The sequence below is a fragment of the Neisseria sicca genome (genome assembly GCF_017753665.1).
GTDB classification, from domain to species: domain Bacteria; phylum Pseudomonadota; class Gammaproteobacteria; order Burkholderiales; family Neisseriaceae; genus Neisseria; species Neisseria flava.
This window is the reverse complement of the sequence record NZ_CP072524.1, coordinates 928,726-944,625: the sequence shown is the minus strand read 5'-3', so window position 1 is coordinate 944,625 and position 15,900 is coordinate 928,726. Positions and strand designations below refer to the sequence as shown.

Here is a 15,900-nt window from a genome sequence, read left to right as displayed (position 1 = left end):
ACGGTTTCTGTTTTCAGGCAAATATTCGGGAAAGTGTTGTCGAAAACGTAGGCTGAACAGTGATTGAAATTTCGAAGGAAAAAGGAAACGAGTTTCAGACGACCCAAGTTTAGATTTTACATTTCAATATAATGAGGTCGTCTGAAAAATTATTCTTCAATTACCTGAGGCACGATATACAGGCGGTTACGCACTTCAGGTGCAACGGCTTGATATTCGGTGGCATGGTCGGTTTCGGTAACTTTATCCTCACGCAGGCGTAGGGCGGCTTCGTGGGGGTGTGCCATCGGCTCGATACCGTCGGTATTCACGCTCTGCATCTTTTCGACCATAGCGAAAATGTCGTTTAATTCTGAGAGGGTTTTGCCTTTTTCTTCCTCGGTCAGTGAAAGGCGTGAGAGTTTGGCAATTTTTTCCACATCGGTTAAGCTTAGAGCCATAAAAAATCCTTGTCTGATAGCAGGCACCCCCTTATTTGGGGTATCATTGCATTCTTCTTCGATCAAACGAGGAATTATAACCGAAAACTACTCAAACGGCGTGTGATTTCGCCATGCGTTTCATACGGGAAGTGGGGAGGTCGTCTGAAAAGGTGCTGTTCCCATGTTTTTAATATTTTGAATAACAATTAAATAAAATCGGTGCTGGGCCGATATTCAGGTATTTTATGTTTCGTTTTTTATCCCGTTTTTTCTCCAACGATATCGCCATTGATTTAGGTACGGCGAACACGTTGATTTATGTGCGCGGTAAAGGCATTGTTTTGGACGAGCCGTCTGTGGTGGCGGTTCAATCGGGTACGGGCGGTAAAAGTAAGATTGTCGCCGTGGGTACGGAAGCCAAGAAAATGCAGGGGCGTGCGCCGCGCAATATTGAAATCGTCCGGCCTATGCAGGACGGAGTGATTGCCGACTTTACGATTGCCGAGCGTATGCTAAGCATGCTGATTAAAAAGGCCACGGAAGGTCATTCAGTCGTACCTCCGCGCGTAGTGATCTGCGTGCCGGGTGGTGCGACTCAGGTTGAACGCAAAGCGATTTTGGATTCTGCATTTGCGGCAGGGGCGTCATCTGTTCATTTGATTGAGGAGCCGATGGCGGCTGCTTTGGGTGCGGGTCTGCCGGTTGAGGATACTGTCGGCTCAATGGTAGTGGATATTGGCGGCGGCACAACGGAAATCGGTATTTTGTCTTTGGGCGGTATGGCTTACTCCGCATCCGTCCGCGCTGCCGGTGATGAATTTGATAAAAGCATCGTGCATTATTTGCGCCGTCATCGCGGTGTACTGGTTGGTGAAGCGACGGCTGAAGAGTTGAAGAAAACGATTGGCTCTGCCTATGGCTTTTCAACGGAAACCGCAATGCGGATTAAAGGTCGAGACTTGGCGGAAGGAACCCCAAAATCGTTGGCTGTTACTTCTGAGGAAGTGCGCGAAGCTCTGAGCGAAACGGTTAATCAGATTATCCGCGCCGTACGCCTTGCATTGGAACAAGTATCACCGGAGTTAGCGGGTGATATTGCCGACAGGGGTATTATGCTGACGGGTGGCGGCGCACTATTGCACGGTATGGATACGGTTTTGGCAGATGCGACGGGACTGCCTGTCGGCATTGCCGACCAGCCTTTGAACTGTGTGGCTTATGGCGCAGGCAAAGCCTTGGATTACATCGGCAAATGGAATGCCGTTTTTGTGGATAACCCGTAAGGCAGGCTGAAATGGAACATTCTTCTTTACGGTTTGACGAGGCAAAGGGCCAAAAGCTGTTGCCTCGTTTTATTGCGTATCTTTTACTGGGTGCAGGCATTATGGTGGCGGATGGTCGTTTCGACCTGATGCAACCCGTGCGCACGGCTGCAGCGGAGATTCTTTATCCGGTGCAATGGTTGGCAAACCAGCCGGTCCGTCTCTATCAATATTTTTCCAACCGATCTCAATCACAAACCGAGCTGTTGGAACAAAACCGTCTCCTTTTGGAGGAAAACGGTCGTCTGAAAATCCAGCTTCAACGTGACAAGGTTAACTTGAGCGAATTGCAGGAGCTGAAAAAGCTATACGGCTTGCAACAAAAAGGCATAAGCAGTGTCATCGGCGCTGAAGTATTGTCCAGTGGCAAAGACCCGTTGTCCGAGCGTTTGATTATCAATAAAGGCATTGGCGAAGGGGTAATGGCAGGCGATGCCGTTATCGACCAAAACGGCTTAATCGGACGAATTACCTTAGTTCACGCAAACAGCGCGGAAGTCGAGCTGATGGCGGCTGCGCAAAGTATCGTCCCTGTTGCCGTTGAGCGGACGGGCGAACGCAATCTCGCCTACGGCAACGGCGTGGGTTTGGATTTGCGCTATTTTCCGACAGGATCGGATTTGAAGCCGCAGGATGTTTTGATTACCTCCGGTTTGGACGGCATTTATCCGGCAGGCATTCCCGTAGCGCGCGTGGATAAAGTCGTCCGCGCGTCCGGTACGCCTTATTACGACACAGAACTGACCCCGTTTGCCGCCTTGCGCCGCAGCCGCTTTGTTTTGGTTCTGTCTTCTTCCCATTCTTCTCAATAAATCATTCATGAACGATTTTGACGATTCCTACCGTGCCATGCCTGTCGGCGTGATTGCGGCAAGTTTTGCCGTAACCATGCTTGTCGATTTCATGCCTTTTCCCTTTGATGGTTTTTTCTGGTTGCCGGAACTGACCGCGCTGATGCTGCTTTATTGGTCGATGCACCATCCCCAACGTGTCGGCATGGGCATTGCGTTTTTACTCGGCTTGATGGTAGATGCCGCAACGGCAGCGACTTTGGGGCTGCACGCATTGTCTTATACGGTCATGGTGTATTTCGTATTGAACACGCGCCGTCAAATCATGCTCTACGGCCACATCATGCAGATCGGGGCGGTATTGGCAGCATTGTTCTGCCATCAGGCGGTATTGGTGGCGGCGCGTCTGTTCCTCAACAACCAAATCATTACTTGGCAAAGTTTCATTGCGCCGTTGACTGGTGCGCTGCTTTGGCCTTTCTTGAGCCAGTTGATGCTGATGCTGACCAATTTCTATCGCGCCAACAGATAACGTGAAACCATGTCCATACTGAATACTATGAAACGTCGTCTGAAAAATGGCGGTAGCGGTAAAACACAGACTGCAAAGGCGGCGCAAGCCGATTCTTTATTGCGTCTGCTGGTGGCGTTTATCCTGATTGTGGTTTTGTTTGCCGCATTGGTGGCGCGGTTTGTCTATTTGCAGGTGTTTCGGCATGACGATTTTTCCGGACAGGCATCCAGCAACCGCATCACATTAATTCCAACCCCGCCCGTTCGCGGCGAAATCGTAGATGTCAACGGCGTACCGTTGGCAAAAAACTATCCCGTGTTTTCTCTGGCAGTCATCCCCAGCCGCATTGAAGGCAAGATGGAAGATGTCATCGAATCACTGCGGAAGTATGTCGATATTACGCCTACTGATTTGAAGCGTTTCCACAAATATCGCGAAAGCTACCGCAAATTTGAAAACATCCCGCTCAAGCTGCGCCTGACAGATGAAGAAGCGGCGAAATTGTCCGTGCATCTGAATGAATTTAAAGGCGTAGAAGTCAATTCGCGCACTTTCCGCGAGTATCCTTATGGCAAGCTGACTTCACACTTTTTAGGTTATATCGGACGCATCAGCGACAAAGATCAGGAAATTTTGGAAGAAGAAGGCTTGACTGCGCTCTATCGCGGCAGCACCCACATCGGCAAATCGGGGCTGGAAAAATATTATGAACCGCAGCTTCATGGCGCGCCCGGCTATCAAGAAGTGGAAAAAGACGCTTACGGCAATATTGTGCGCGTCTTGAAAAACGTACCCTCACGCATGGGGCAAACTTTGCGTTTGGGCATGGACATCCGCATGCAGCAAGAGGCGGATAAAATATTGGGAGACAGGCGCGGGGCGATTGTTGCCATCAATCCGCAAGACGGTACGGTGTTGGCATTCGTTTCCAAACCATCTTTCGATCCCAACCTCTTTATCGACGGCATCGACAGCGAAACGTGGAAAGCCTTGAATGATGACTGGAAAAAGCCGTTGGTCAACCGCGTAACGCAAGGTCTGTATCCGCCAGGCTCAACGTTTAAGCCGTTTATGGGCATGGCTTTACTGGAAAGCGGCAAAATTACCCAAACGACGGTTGTCCCTGCGCCCGGAGCGTGGAGTATTCCCGGCAGCCGCCACGTCTTCCGAGATTCCGTACGCAGCGGTCACGGTTCGGCGAATTTGAGCAAGGCGATACAGGTGTCGTCCGATACTTTTTTCTACCGCTTGGGCTACGAAATGGGCATAGACAAAGCGTCGCCGTATTTAGCGCAATTCGGGTTCGGTAGAAAAACCGGCATCGACCTGCCCAGCGAATATACGGGCGTTTTGCCCAGTCGTGAATGGAAGGCGAAACGCTTTGCCAAATCATCCGATCCTACCGCCAAAGAATGGCGCGCAGGCGAGATGGTCTCGGTCAGCATCGGGCAGGGTTACAACGCCTACACCCCGCTGCAAATGGCACATGCCACCGCTTCGCTCGCTAATGACGGCGTGGTTTACCAGCCGCATTTGGTGAAAGAGTTGTTGGATTTCGACAAACGCAAAATCACGCGCATCAATCCGAATCCAGAATACAAAATCCCGTTCAAACAAGACAATTTCGAATACGTCAAACAGGCAATGGAGAAAGTCTTGAAACCGGGCGGTACGGCACACCGCATCGGCGGCGGTTTGGCTTACAGCATGGGCGGCAAAACGGGTACGGCACAGGTTGTGCAAATCAAGCAGGGCGGTCGTTACAACGTCGCAGCCTTGCGCGAGCAACACCGCGACCATGCGTGGTTTATCTCGTTTGCCCCCTTGGAAAAACCTGAAATCGCCATTGCCGTGATTCTGGAAAACGGCGGCTGGGGTGCCTACGCCGCACCGCTTGCCCGCAGCCTGACCGATTTTTATATGCTCAACGTCAAGCCGCAGCAGTTTTCAGACGACCCCGATGCAGGCGGAATGCCCGAACCGCAACAACACCGCACACAACCCCAACCGCCGACCATATTCCAAAAAGCCTACGGTCTGAAACAGGAGGAAGCAAATCATGAATGAAACGGTCGGAATGTGGGCAAAAATCAAGCGCACCGTATCTGCTCCGATAGACCCGTGGCTGTTTTTCCCCATGCTCGCCATCTACATCATGAGCCTGTTTTTGCTCTATTCGGCGGACGGGCAGGATTTCGGCCAGCTTGAACACAAAACCCTGCATACGGTTTTCGGCTTCGCCCTGCTGTGGTTTGTCGCCTCGTTCAAGCCGCGTGATGCCGCAAAGGTTGCGCTGCCGATGTACCTGATTGGCGTGTTGCTGCTTGTCGCCGTCGAAGTCGCAGGCGTGACCGTCAATGGCTCTACACGCTGGTTGGAACTGGGGTTCACGCGCATCCAGCCGTCCGAAATCATGAAAATCGTCCTGCCCATGACCGTCGCTTGGTACTTCCAGCGGCACGAAGGTCGTCTGAAATGGTTTCACTACGCCATCGCCATGCTTTTAATCCTCATCCCCGTTGCGCTGATTTTGAAACAGCCTGACTTGGGTACGGCGGTTTTGATTATGGCATCGGGTATTTTCATTGTCTTTTTCGCAGGTCTGCCGTGGAAAGTCATCTTTGCCGCCATCATTGCCTTTGTTGCTGCATTGCCGCTTTTGTGGAACTACGGGATGCACGACTATCAGAAAACCCGCGTCCTGACGCTGTTTGACCCGACGCAGGACCCTTTGGGCGCAGGCTACCACATCATCCAGTCCATGATTGCCATCGGTTCGGGCGGCGTTTGGGGGAAAGGCTGGCTCAATGGCACACAAACGCATTTGGATTACATTCCAGAGTCCACGACCGACTTCATTTTTGCCGTATATGGCGAAGAATTCGGTTTGATCGGCAACATCTTGCTGCTGCTGGTTTACCTCGTTATCCTGACGCGCGGACTGCTGATTGCCGCCAAAGCCCAATCGCTTTACAGCCGCACGCTTGCCGGCGCATTGACCATGACCTTTTTCTGCTACGCCTTTGTGAACATGGGCATGGTCAGCGGCATTTTGCCCGTTGTCGGCGTTCCCCTGCCGTTGGTCAGCTATGGCGGCACTGCAACACTCTCCATCATGACCGTACTTGCGCTGCTCATGGGTATTTCCAGCGAGCACAAAACCAAACGCCGCTACGAATTCAACGACAAAGCGGACGTAAACGTCTCTACAAAAAACCAATAAGGGAATAAAAAATGGAATTAGGTGTAGAAATCGGCAAACTTTTGGTTGCCTTCCTTGTACTGATCAACCCGTTCAGCGCGCTTTCGATTTACCTCGATTTGACACAGGATCACAGCACCAAAGAAAAACGCCGCATCGCCCGCACTGCCGCACTCGCCGTCTTCATCGTCATTACCGTCTTCACCTTAACGGGCGGAATGTTGTTGAAAATATTGGGTATCAGCGTCGGCTCCTTCCAAGTCGGCGGCGGTATTTTGGTACTGCTCATCGCCATCTCCATGATGAACGGCAACGACAACCCTGCCAAACAAAATATCGGTGGAGACAAGGAAGAGGGTGTTGTACAACACATCCAGAAAAACGCCAAAGCCATCGCCGTCGTTCCCGTTGCCATCCCCATCACCATCGGTCCCGGCGGTATCTCCACCGTCATCATCTACGCCTCAGCCGCCAAAAATTACAGCGATATTGCTTTGATCCTTGCAGCAGGCTTCCTCGTCAGTCTGATTTGCTACGCCATCCTCGTTGTCGCCGGAAGAATCAGCAAAAAACTGGGCACGACAGGACTAACCATCCTCAACCGCATCATGGGCATGATGCTTGCCGCCGTCTCCGTAGAAATCATCGTTGCCGGATTGAAATCCATTTTCCCGCAACTGGCAGGTTAGTGCGTCGGATTGTGCAGAAAGCAAAATTTACCGCGTATTTATCTATCTTTATCAAGGGGAAGGTCGTCTGAAAACAGGTTTTGTGTTTTCAGACGACATGTCCTGCAATATTCTTCAGTTGTCCCGACTTTGGATATATTGTCGAAACAATGCCTCATCAAAAATCTGAAATATTATGAAAAAACGCGATTTGATTTATGTCGTTTTGCCTGCCTTTACGCTTGCTGCCTGTACGTCAACCAGCATACTGCATCCCGAGAGGCAGCCGCATTCATCATCTTCACTTTTAGAAACGACAGAAGCTACGAATACCCTGATTATTTTTTATGACCCCGAAACCGGTTCGGAAAGGCTTATGAACGCAGTCCGCGAATATGGGGCAAAGATTGTTTATGAATATAGAAACTTCAATGGCATCGCAATCAAGCTGCCGAATGGCACGGATATGGAAAAAGCCGCCTCCCACTTCCGTATGGTCAAAGGCGTTTTGTCAGCCGAAGCGGACAGGAGGATGCAGCTTCATTCCGAACATAACGGATTGAGATAAAACAGAACATTCTGAGACCTTTGCAAAAAAGCCCTTCCCCCGACAGCCGAAACCCAAACACAGGTTTTCGTCTATTTACGCTCCTAATTACTCCTAATTTTACCCAAATACCCCCTTAATCCTCCCCGGATACCCGATAATCAGGCATCCGGGCCGCCTTTTAGGCGGCAACAGGCACACTTAGCCTGTTAGCCGCTTTCAACAGGTTCAAACACATCGCCTTCAGATGGCTTTGCGCACTCACTTTACACAGACCAAAATAGGCTGCCCGGGCGTAGCGGAATTTACGGTGCAGCGTACCGAAGCTTTGTTCGACCACATAACGGGTCTTTGACAAATATCGGTTGCGTTTGGTTTGCGCTTCCGTCAGCGGACGGTTGCGGTGGGCTTTGCGCATAATGCCGTCTAACAACCGATGGTCTTCCAGATGTTGCCGGTTTTCCTTACTGTCGTAGCCTTTGTCGGCATAGACGGTCGTACCTTCGCTTAGGCCTTCCAACAAAGGGGACAGATGGTTGCACTCATGGGTATTGGCGGGAGTGATGTGCAGTTTCTCGATATAGCCTTCCTCATCGGTACGGGTATGTTGTTTGTAACCGAGTTTGTAGAGGCCGTTTTTCTTTGTCCAGCGGGCATCTTTGTCCTTACTCGGTGTGGTTTGTCCGCTGACTTGTCCTTCCTCGTCGACTTCTATGGCCTGACGCTGTTTGCTGCCGGCAGTTTGAATAATGGTGGCGTCAATGACGGCGGCGGATGCTTTCTCTACTTTTAGTTTTTTTTCGGCCAGTTGTCGGTTAATCAGTTCCAGCAATTCGGACAGGGTGTCGTCTTGCGCCAGCCAGTTACGGTAGCGGCATAAGGTGCTGTAATCGGGGATGCTCAGTTCGTCAAAACGGCAAAACAGGTTGAAATCGATGCGGGTGATGAGGCTGTGTTCGAATTCGGGATCGGAGAGGCTGTGCCATTGTCCGAGCAGGATGGCTTTGAACATGGACAACAGGGGATAGGCGGGACGGCCGCGGTGGTCTCTAAGGTAACGGGTTCTTTGACGATTCAGGTATTGTTCGATCGGTTGCCAATCAATCACCTGATCCAACTTCAATAGTGGGAAGCGGTCGATGTGTTTGGCGATCATGGCTTGTGCGGTTTGCTGGAAGAAGGTGCTCATGAGAAATCCCCTAAATGCCTTGGTGGGAATTTAGGGGATTTTGGGGAATTTTGCAAAGGTCTCATTCTGTTTCTATTTTGCCATATAGACAATAAAGAAGGTCGTCTGAAACTTTGAACTGCACCCCAAAAGTTGGACACATCCCCTCCAACTCACAAGGTGCAGTTTTTTATGAGCAAATATACATTACACTTCAAATACCAAGCCGTACTCCACTACCTGCACATACGCAGCCAACAGCGTACCGCAGACCACTACGGCATCTCCCGAACCCACCTGCGGCGATGGATACGCGCCTATCAGGAAGGCGGCATCGGCGCACTCGAACATCCACAATCCAAAACCATGACCGAACACCGCAAAAACCCCTTCATCGCCGACAAACCCGACAACGAAAAAACACAGGCAGAGCTTATCGAAGAGTTGTGCTATATGCGCGCAGAGGTTGCCTACCTAAAGGAGTTAAAAGCCCTCAGCCCAAAGCGGACCGAAAAGGACAAAGCCAAACCGTCCAAGCACTGAGGGCGCAACACCCGCTCAAATACCTGCTGCACATCGCAAACCTGCCCAAAAGCAGCTTTTACTACCATCACCAAGACCGACCCGACCCCGATGAAGCCGACAAAGCCCTTATCGCCGAAATCTACGAACGGCATAAAGGACGCTACGGGCAAAGGCGCATTGCCGCAGCATTGGATTGGAACCGCAAAAAAGCAGCTCGGTTGATGAAACAGATGGGGCTGAAAGCCAAAATACGGGCGAAAAAAGCCTACCGCCATCCCGCCATGGGCGAAATATCGGAACACCTCCTCAAACGCCGGTTCAAAGCCCGAAAGCCCAACGAAAAATGGCTGACCGACGTGACCGAACTCAAAGGGAGCGACGGCAAACTGTACCTCTCGCCAATCTTGGACTTGTTCAACCGAGAAATCGTCGCCTACGCCATGAGCCGCAATGCTAACAGCGAAATGGTGAAGGAAATGCTCGAAAAAGCCGCACCCCGTCTGACTGATAAGGGAACGATGCTGCATTCCGACCAAGGTGTGCTGTACCGTACGGCGGGGTATAGGGAATTGCTTGCGGAGCATTCCATGGTGCAAAGCATGTCGCGAAAGGCGAACTGTTGGGACAATGCACCGATGGAAAGCTTCTTTGCGGTGCTGAAGTTTGCGGTGCTGAAGACGGAGTGTTTCTACCGTGCAGGAGAATTGACGGTGGACGAATTGATGAAACAGATAGATGATTATATGGATTACTACAACCGGGAGCGTTGCAGTTTGAAATTGAAAAAGCTGAGTCCTGTCGCATACAGAACCCAGCTTGCACAGAGCGCCTGAAAAGGCTTTTATGAGTGTCCAAGATTTTGGGGTCAGTTCATACCGGATTCTGCTTTTCAGACGACCTTTTATATCAGGTTTATATCAGGGGATAAATATTCTGCTGTTGTTTCTATACTGATTGCAAGATTTATTAAACGAAGGTCGTCTGAAAGCCTTGATAGTTTTTCAGACGAACTCTCATTGTTTGGAACCAAACGCTTTCTTAAGCCTCCAAGTTTTTACGCCACAACACCAACAGCTTACCGATATGCTGAACCAGTTGCGCATCGACGGCTTCGCACAACGCATTGCAAATTTCAACGCGTTCGGCGCGGTCGTCGCCGAATACACGGACTTTGATTAACTCATGCGCTGTCAGGGCGGCATCGGTTTCTTTGATAACGGACTCGGTCAAACCTTGTTGTCCAACCATTACAACGGGATGAAGGTGATGGGCGCGGGCTTTCAATTCCAAAATTTCTTTGGTGCTTAATTTACTGTCAGTCATGTTCTAATGCTTGAAAAGAAAGAATAATGCGGCATTGTACGCGATTTGGCGCAATCTCGGGGGAAAATAACGTACAATACGGCGTTTCTCTATATCATCAAATAAATTATGGCAGTACGTTCAAAATCATCAAAAGCCTGGCTTCACGAACACGTAAACGATCATTACGTCCACATGGCGCAAAAAGACGGTTATCGCGCCCGCGCCGCATATAAACTGCTGGAAATCAACGAAAAAGACAAATTAATCAAACCCGGCACAGTTTTGGCGGATTTAGGCAGCGCGCCGGGAAGCTGGTCGCAAGTCGCGGCAAAACTGGTCGGCAATTCAGGGCGCGTGTTCGCATTGGATATCCTGCCTATGGATGAAATAGAAGGTGTTTCTTTTATTCAGGGGGACTTCAGAGAAGACGAAGTATTGGCGCAATTTGAGACCTTGCTGGACGGCCGTCCGCTAGACCTTGTAATTTGCGATATGGCACCCAATATGTCGGGTAACGCCGTAACCGACCAAGCCCGCAGCTTTTACTTGTGCGAACTGGCTTTGGACTTTGCCGTCAATCATTTAAAAACGGGCGGCAGCTTTTTGGTGAAGGTATTTCAGGGAGCGGGCTATCAGGAATATATGGCAGCCATGCGCGAAATCTTCGGAACGGTGCAGACGCGCAAGCCCGAGGCATCGCGCAATCGTTCCAGTGAGATTTATTTATTAGGAAAAAATAAACGCTGACAATACAGGCAGCGTGTTTTAAAATCTTTCTTTCGTTTATCTTTATATCATGGAGCCTGGCTAAGTGGGGAATACCTTTAAGTCAATTCTGCTCTGGGTTGCTTTGTGCGTCGGTCTGATGGCCGCATTCAACGCTCTGACCAGCAAGCAGGAAAACAAGCAGCAAATCGAATACTCTCAATTTATCCAACAGGTGAACAACGGTGAAGTAGCCAATGTCAATATCGAAGGCTCAGTCGTCAGCGGTTATCTGATTAAAGGCGAGCGTACCGATAAAACCTCTTTCTTCACCAATGCGCCTTTGGACGATAATTTGGTTAAAACGCTTTTGGACAATAAAGTCCGCGTCAACGTTATCCCCGAAGAAAAACCAAGCATGCTCGCCAGCCTGTTTTACAGCCTGTTGCCGGTATTGTTGTTGATTGGCGCATGGTTTTATTTTATGCGTATGCAAAGCGGTGGCGGCGGTAAGGGTGGTGCATTCTCTTTCGGTAAAAGCCGTGCCCGCCTTCTGGACAAAGATGCCAACAAAGTTACCTTTGCCGATGTTGCCGGTTGTGATGAGGCAAAAGAGGAAGTGCAGGAAATCGTTGATTACCTGAAAGCTCCAAGCCGTTATCAAAGTTTGGGCGGACGCGTTCCGCGCGGTATCTTACTGGCGGGCAGCCCAGGGACAGGTAAAACTTTGCTGGCAAAAGCCATCGCAGGCGAAGCAGGCGTACCGTTCTTCAGCATCTCAGGTTCTGACTTTGTTGAAATGTTCGTCGGGGTCGGTGCAAGCCGCGTGCGCGATATGTTTGAACAAGCGAAGAAAAACGCCCCTTGTATCATTTTTATTGACGAAATCGACGCTGTCGGCCGTCAGCGCGGTGCTGGCTTGGGCGGCGGTAATGATGAGCGCGAACAAACCTTGAACCAGCTTTTGGTAGAAATGGACGGCTTTGAAAGCAACCAGACGGTTATCGTCATTGCCGCAACAAACCGTCCGGACGTATTAGATCCCGCCTTGCAACGTCCCGGCCGTTTCGACCGACAAGTGGTGGTTCCACTACCCGATATCCGTGGTCGTGAACAGATTTTGAAAGTACACGCAAAAAAAGTGCCTTTGGATGCATCTGTCGATTTGGGTTCTTTGGCCCGAGGTACTCCCGGTTTTTCCGGTGCGGATTTGGCCAACTTGGTTAATGAAGCCGCCCTGTTTGCAGGCCGTCGGAATAAAACCAAAGTCGACCAAAGCGATTTCGAAGATGCCAAGGACAAAATCTACATGGGTCCCGAACGCCGCAGCATGGTAATGCATGAAGACGAAAAACGTGCGACTGCCTACCATGAAGCAGGTCATGCGATTGTTGCCGAAAGCCTGCCGTTTACTGATCCCGTTCATAAAGTAACCATCATGCCGCGCGGCCGTGCGCTCGGTTTGACTTGGCAGCTTCCCGAACGCGACCGTATCAGCATGTACAAAGACCAAATGCTGAGCCAGCTTTCCATCTTGTTCGGCGGTCGTATTGCCGAAGACATCTTCGTCGGCCGTATTTCCACCGGCGCGTCCAATGATTTCGAACGTGCTACGCAAATAGCGCGGGAAATGGTAACCCGTTACGGCATGAGCGATAAAATGGGCGTAATGGTTTATGCAGAGAATGAAGGTGAAGTGTTCTTGGGACGCAGCGTTACCCGTTCTCAAAACATTTCCGAAAAAACGCAACAAGATATTGATGCTGAAGTACGCCGTATTTTGGACGAACAATATCAGGTGGCCTACAAAATCCTTGATGAAAACCGCGATAAAATGGAAACCATGTGCAAAGCCTTAATGGATTGGGAAACCATCGATCGTGATCAAGTGTTGGAAATTATGGCAGGCAAACAGCCTAGCCCACCTAAAGATTATAGCCACAATATACGTCAGGATAATGCGGAACCATCCGAACTTCAAACAGAGTCTGAACATCAGGAAACAGTTGCTCAGGAATCTGCTCCAATTGAGTCTTTTGAAGACTCGGCAAATAAATCATAAATATGGAAAACGGCAGCTTATTAAAGCTGCCGTTTTTATTTTATTATGACTGTTACAAAACAGGTAAGGCGAGGAAGTACAGTTTGTATAGTTTTATTGTTATAAGTAGAAAGAGGAATGACGGTTGTCAGAATTAGAGGGTTGTAATGTGGTTGCTCTGTTTGAAACATCCTGATTTAAACAAAAAGGTCGTCTGAAAATGAATATAGCGGGTTTCGCTAAAAATCTTTCAGACGACCTTTTCTTATGCTTTACTTTTTATAATGCCATGTGGACATCGGGTTCGCAGCCTGTCCGTTTGAAATGAGTTAATCGGGCTACTTTTACCCAGTACAGAGTTGTTTTACAACCCTTGGCGGTCGAGCCAGCGTTCGGCATCAAGTGCGGCTTGGCAACCTGAGGCCGCGCTGGTGATGGCTTGGCGGTAGGTATGATCTTTGACGTCGCCTGCCGCCCATACGCCTTCGATATTGGTCGCGCCGACGTTGTCGCCCGTACCGCCTTTGGTTTTTAGGTAGCCGGTTTCGTCCATATCGAGCTGGCCTTTGAAAATATCGGTGTTGGGTTTATGGCCGATGGCGATGAAAACGCCTTTGACGGCGATGTCTTCGGTAGTGCCGTCATTGTGTTTTAGACGGGCGCCGGTAACGCCGCCTTCGTCGCCCAAGACTTCATCCAGATTGCTGTTGAGCTTGAGGATGATTTTGCCTTCTTCAACGCGCTGCATGAGTTTGTCCACCATGATTTTTTCGGCGCGGAAGCTGTCGCGGCGGTGAATCAGGGTAACGGTGTTGGCGATGTTGGCGAGGTAAAGGGCTTCCTCTACGGCAGTATTGCCGCCGCCGACGACTGCCACGTCTTGTTGTTTATAGAAGAAACCGTCACAGGTCGCGCAGGCGGATACGCCTTTGCCCGCAAAGGTTTCTTCGCTGGGCAGCCCCAGATATTTGGCAGATGCGCCGGTAGCGACAATCAACGCATCGCAGGTGTATTCGCCCATGTCGCCTTTGAGGGTGAAGGGGCGGTTTTGCAAATCAACGGTGTGGATTTGGTCGAAAATCATTTCAGTGCCGAAGCGCTCGGCATGAGCAAGAAAACGCGCCATCAGTTCCGGGCCTTGTACGCCTTCGGCATCGGCAGGCCAGTTGTCGACTTCGGTGGTGGTCATCAGTTGTCCGCCCTGTTCGATACCGGTAATGATGACGGGCTTGAGGTTGGCGCGGGCGGCATAGACGGCGGCGGTGTAGCCGGCAGGACCTGAGCCGAGGATGATGAGTTTGTGATGGTTGCTCATGATGTTTTCCTTACTTTGAGATTGAGTGTGTTTCAGACGAGGTAGATTTTACTTGAAAATCTAAGCTGCGTCCTTTGGCATGATGGTGGATATGTTGGCAGTATTGAAATTAACAAGGGTCGATCGTGAATGGTAAATTAGTTATCGGGAAAGTGTATTCAAGAAAGGTCGTCTGAACATTTTCAGACGACCTTTTGCTTTTCAATCAGCTTCTTGCTGGCTTTACAATGTCCGGCATTGGGATAGTTTACAGGAAAACCTATGCCGTTATTTGCGTTTTATTTTTTAAGCAATTTGGCCGCTTCGAGAGCGTAATAAGTCAGAATACCGTCGGCGCCGGCGCGTTTGAAGGCGAGTAGGCTTTCGAGTATGACTTTTTCGCCGTCCAGCCAGCCGTTTTGAATCGCGGCTTGAAGCATGGCGTATTCGCCTGAAACTTGGTAGGCGTAGGTCGGTACGCCAAACTCGTCTTTGACGCGGCGGACAACGTCAAGATAGGGCAGGCCGGGTTTGACCATCACCATATCCGCGCCTTCCTGAATGTCGAGGGCGACTTCGTGCAGGGCTTCGTCGGTGTTGGCGGGGTCCATTTGGTAGGTTTTCTTGTCGGCTTTGCCTAAGTTGCCGGAACTGCCGACCGCATCGCGGAACGGGCCGTAAAAAGCGGAAGCGTATTTGGCGGAATACGCCATGATGCGGGTGTGGATGTGTCCCGCGTCTTCAAGGGCTTCGCGGATGGCGAGGATGCGGCCGTCCATCATGTCGGACGGAGCGACGACTTGCGCGCCTGCGTCGGCATGGCACAAGGCTTGTTTCACCAAAACTTCGATGGTTTCGTCGTTGAGGACGTAGCCGTTTGCATCGGTCAGTCCGTCTTGCCCGTGGATGGTGTAGGGGTCGAGTGCGACGTCGGTCATGATGCCGAGTTCGGGGAATTTTTCGCGCAGGGTGCGTACGACGGTCGGCACGAGTCCTTCGGGGTTGTAAGCTTCTTCCGCCAATTCGGTTTTATTTTGGGTAACGACGGGGAAGAGTGCCAGCATGGGGATGCCGAGCTTGAGGGCTTCTTCGGCGGTGAACAATAATTTGTCCAAACTTTGCCGTTTCACGCCGGGCATGGAGGGGACGGCTTCTTCTTGGTTGCTGCCTTCGAGTACGAAAACGGGATAAATCAAATCGTCTGCGGTCAGGGTATACTCGCGCATCAGGCGGCGGGAGAAGTCGTCTTTGCGCATGCGGCGCATACGGGTGGCGGAAACGTAACGCGGTGGGAAGTTCATAATCGTCCTTTGTCCTTCTGAAAACAGCTAAATCGGCAGGAGAAATGTTTTCAGACGACCTCTTTGCAAGCAGGGGTCGTCTGAAAATGGGTTTG

The 15,900-nt window shown here is 50.5% G+C and carries 16 protein-coding genes; 11 read left to right on the top strand and 5 right to left on the bottom strand.

Translation table 11 applies throughout. From position 1 onward, the window contains the following. Positions 1-149 precede the first annotated feature (149 nt). Positions 150-440: an Asp-tRNA(Asn)/Glu-tRNA(Gln) amidotransferase subunit GatC gene (gene gatC, locus J7445_RS04405; RefSeq protein WP_209283202.1), complete on the bottom strand. Its 291-nt coding sequence runs from the start codon at positions 438-440 to the stop codon at positions 150-152. A gap of 227 nt (positions 441-667) precedes the next feature. Between gatC and mreB the strand changes: the two genes are divergently transcribed. The 7 genes from mreB to J7445_RS04370 all read left to right on the top strand — a co-directional run bounded on the left by mreB (position 668) and on the right by J7445_RS04370 (position 7,487). Then, complete coding sequence (mreB, locus tag J7445_RS04400) at positions 668-1,705, top strand: rod shape-determining protein (RefSeq protein WP_209283201.1); 1,038 nt, start codon at positions 668-670, stop codon at positions 1,703-1,705. 11 nt (positions 1,706-1,716) lie between these two features. Continuing rightward, on the top strand, positions 1,717-2,556 hold the full coding sequence (mreC, locus tag J7445_RS04395) for a rod shape-determining protein MreC (protein ID WP_209283200.1): 840 nt from the start codon (positions 1,717-1,719) through the stop codon (positions 2,554-2,556). 7 nt (positions 2,557-2,563) lie between these two features. Next, positions 2,564-3,067, top strand: a complete 504-nt coding sequence (gene mreD / locus J7445_RS04390) for a rod shape-determining protein MreD (RefSeq protein WP_209283199.1) — start codon at positions 2,564-2,566, stop codon at positions 3,065-3,067. Positions 3,068-3,094: 27 nt separating this feature from the next. Continuing rightward, a complete protein-coding gene (gene mrdA, locus J7445_RS04385; protein WP_483407006.1) occupies positions 3,095-5,116 on the top strand; it encodes a penicillin-binding protein 2 in 2,022 nt (673 codons plus the stop codon). Continuing rightward, the gene (gene rodA, locus J7445_RS04380) at positions 5,109-6,272 is read left to right on the top strand and encodes a rod shape-determining protein RodA (protein ID WP_101810009.1); all 1,164 of its coding nucleotides are present in this window, start codon (positions 5,109-5,111) and stop codon (positions 6,270-6,272) included. Before mrdA ends, rodA begins: the two co-directional genes overlap by 8 nt. Before the next feature lie 11 nt (positions 6,273-6,283). After that, entirely contained in the window at positions 6,284-6,940 is a 657-nt protein-coding gene (locus J7445_RS04375) for a MarC family protein (RefSeq protein ID WP_003741339.1), read from the top strand. Positions 6,941-7,115: 175 nt separating this feature from the next. Then, positions 7,116-7,487, top strand: a complete 372-nt coding sequence (locus J7445_RS04370) for a hypothetical protein (RefSeq protein ID WP_070654418.1) — start codon at positions 7,116-7,118, stop codon at positions 7,485-7,487. Between the two features lie 160 nt (positions 7,488-7,647). Here the strand turns inward: J7445_RS04370 and J7445_RS04365 are convergent, their stop codons facing one another. After that, entirely contained in the window at positions 7,648-8,655 is a 1,008-nt protein-coding gene (locus tag J7445_RS04365) for an IS5 family transposase (protein WP_209283197.1), read from the bottom strand. A gap of 171 nt (positions 8,656-8,826) precedes the next feature. Here J7445_RS04365 and J7445_RS04360 point away from each other — a divergent pair, with 171 nt between their 5' ends. Beyond that, on the top strand, positions 8,827-9,177 hold the full coding sequence (locus J7445_RS04360) for a helix-turn-helix domain-containing protein (RefSeq protein ID WP_209283097.1): 351 nt from the start codon (positions 8,827-8,829) through the stop codon (positions 9,175-9,177). Then, positions 9,081-9,992, top strand: coding sequence for an IS3 family transposase (locus J7445_RS04355; protein ID WP_209283196.1), 912 nt, complete (start codon positions 9,081-9,083; stop codon positions 9,990-9,992). The genes J7445_RS04360 and J7445_RS04355 overlap by 97 nt, the downstream gene beginning before the upstream one ends. 205 nt (positions 9,993-10,197) lie before the next feature. On the opposite strand, the gene yhbY is transcribed toward J7445_RS04355, so the two are convergent. After that, positions 10,198-10,482, bottom strand: a complete 285-nt coding sequence (yhbY, locus tag J7445_RS04350) for a ribosome assembly RNA-binding protein YhbY (protein ID WP_016688281.1) — start codon at positions 10,480-10,482, stop codon at positions 10,198-10,200. Between the two features lie 108 nt (positions 10,483-10,590). Between yhbY and J7445_RS04345 the strand changes: the two genes are divergently transcribed. Together J7445_RS04345 and ftsH are read left to right on the top strand one after the other, a co-directional pair. After that, positions 10,591-11,211: an RlmE family RNA methyltransferase gene (locus tag J7445_RS04345; RefSeq protein ID WP_070497978.1), complete on the top strand. Its 621-nt coding sequence runs from the start codon at positions 10,591-10,593 to the stop codon at positions 11,209-11,211. A 64-nt stretch (positions 11,212-11,275) separates the two neighbouring features. Beyond that, positions 11,276-13,231 (top strand): ATP-dependent zinc metalloprotease FtsH, encoded by a 1,956-nt coding sequence (gene ftsH / locus J7445_RS04340; protein ID WP_070656549.1) that lies wholly within the window; start codon positions 11,276-11,278, stop codon positions 13,229-13,231. A gap of 343 nt (positions 13,232-13,574) precedes the next feature. Here the strand turns inward: ftsH and trxB are convergent, their stop codons facing one another. Both trxB and hemB read right to left on the bottom strand, forming a co-directional pair. Next, a complete protein-coding gene (gene trxB / locus J7445_RS04335; protein ID WP_070656551.1) occupies positions 13,575-14,525 on the bottom strand; it encodes a thioredoxin-disulfide reductase in 951 nt (316 codons plus the stop codon). Between the two features lie 278 nt (positions 14,526-14,803). Next, positions 14,804-15,805 carry a porphobilinogen synthase gene (gene hemB, locus J7445_RS04330; protein ID WP_019271236.1) on the bottom strand — a complete coding sequence of 334 codons (1,002 nt, stop codon included), beginning with the start codon at positions 15,803-15,805 and terminating at the stop codon, positions 14,804-14,806. Positions 15,806-15,900: the final 95 nt, after the last annotated feature.

Bases quoted from the DNA above. Each gene is read 5' to 3' on its own strand.
- hemB (WP_019271236.1), bottom strand. From the start codon at position 15,805: ATGAACTTCCCACCGCGTTACGTTTCCGCCACCCGTATGCGCCGCATG.
- rodA (WP_101810009.1), top strand. From the start codon at position 5,109: ATGAATGAAACGGTCGGAATGTGGGCAAAAATCAAGCGCACCGTATCT.
- J7445_RS04345 (WP_070497978.1), top strand. From the start codon at position 10,591: ATGGCAGTACGTTCAAAATCATCAAAAGCCTGGCTTCACGAACACGTA.
- yhbY (WP_016688281.1), bottom strand. From the start codon at position 10,482: ATGACTGACAGTAAATTAAGCACCAAAGAAATTTTGGAATTGAAAGCC.
- J7445_RS04360 (WP_209283097.1), top strand. From the start codon at position 8,827: ATGAGCAAATATACATTACACTTCAAATACCAAGCCGTACTCCACTAC.
- mreD (WP_209283199.1), top strand. From the start codon at position 2,564: ATGAACGATTTTGACGATTCCTACCGTGCCATGCCTGTCGGCGTGATT.
- mrdA (WP_483407006.1), top strand. From the start codon at position 3,095: ATGAAACGTCGTCTGAAAAATGGCGGTAGCGGTAAAACACAGACTGCA.
- J7445_RS04365 (WP_209283197.1), bottom strand. From the start codon at position 8,655: ATGAGCACCTTCTTCCAGCAAACCGCACAAGCCATGATCGCCAAACAC.
- trxB (WP_070656551.1), bottom strand. From the start codon at position 14,525: ATGAGCAACCATCACAAACTCATCATCCTCGGCTCAGGTCCTGCCGGC.
- mreB (WP_209283201.1), top strand. From the start codon at position 668: ATGTTTCGTTTTTTATCCCGTTTTTTCTCCAACGATATCGCCATTGAT.
- J7445_RS04370 (WP_070654418.1), top strand. From the start codon at position 7,116: ATGAAAAAACGCGATTTGATTTATGTCGTTTTGCCTGCCTTTACGCTT.
- mreC (WP_209283200.1), top strand. From the start codon at position 1,717: ATGGAACATTCTTCTTTACGGTTTGACGAGGCAAAGGGCCAAAAGCTG.
- J7445_RS04375 (WP_003741339.1), top strand. From the start codon at position 6,284: ATGGAATTAGGTGTAGAAATCGGCAAACTTTTGGTTGCCTTCCTTGTA.
- gatC (WP_209283202.1), bottom strand. From the start codon at position 440: ATGGCTCTAAGCTTAACCGATGTGGAAAAAATTGCCAAACTCTCACGC.